Below are 527 nucleotides of genomic sequence, written 5' to 3' on the forward strand. Positions count from 1 at the left end.
GTGGGGGGCGGTGCCGGTGCCGAGGGCGAGGTGCCGGGTGTGGGTGCGGCCGAGGGCTTCGGTTTCGCCGTCGGCGTCGAGGCGGGTGTGGTCGACTTCGAAGAGGTCGCGTTCGGGGTTCCAGCGGACGGCGTCGACCCGGTGGCCGAAGTGGAGTGCGGGGAGGCGGCCGGCGACCCAGCGGCAGTAGGCGTCGTATTCCGCGGTGCGGATGCGGAGCTGCTGGGCGAGGTAGAAGGGGTGGAGCCGCTCGGTGTGCCTGAGGTAGTTGAGGAAGGTCCAGGGGCTGGTGGGGTCGGCGAGGGTGACGAGGTCGGCGAGGAAGGAACCCTGGAGGGTGGTGCCGTCGAGGAGGAGCCCGGGGTGCCAGCGGAAGTCGCGGCGTTCGTCGTAGAAGGCGGTGGCGAGTTCGCCGGCTCCTTGGGCGGGGAGGCCGTGGGCGAGGGCGGCGAGGGAGAGGTTGCCGGGGCCGATGCCGATTCCGACGAGGTCGAGGGGTGCATCGAGGGGTGCGGTCATCGGTGGTG

1 protein-coding gene is annotated in these 527 nt (G+C 72.1%); it reads right to left on the minus strand.

Going from position 1 to position 527, the window contains the following annotated elements; all coding sequences use genetic code 11:
* The coding region (locus HYE82_RS37010; RefSeq protein ID WP_179178598.1) for a SidA/IucD/PvdA family monooxygenase at positions 1-519 on the minus strand (519 nt) is incomplete at its 3' end.
* Positions 520-527: the final 8 nt, after the last annotated feature.

It is taken from the genome of Streptomyces sp. BR123 (assembly GCF_013401435.1).
Classification (GTDB): Bacteria; Actinomycetota; Actinomycetes; order Streptomycetales; family Streptomycetaceae; genus Streptomyces.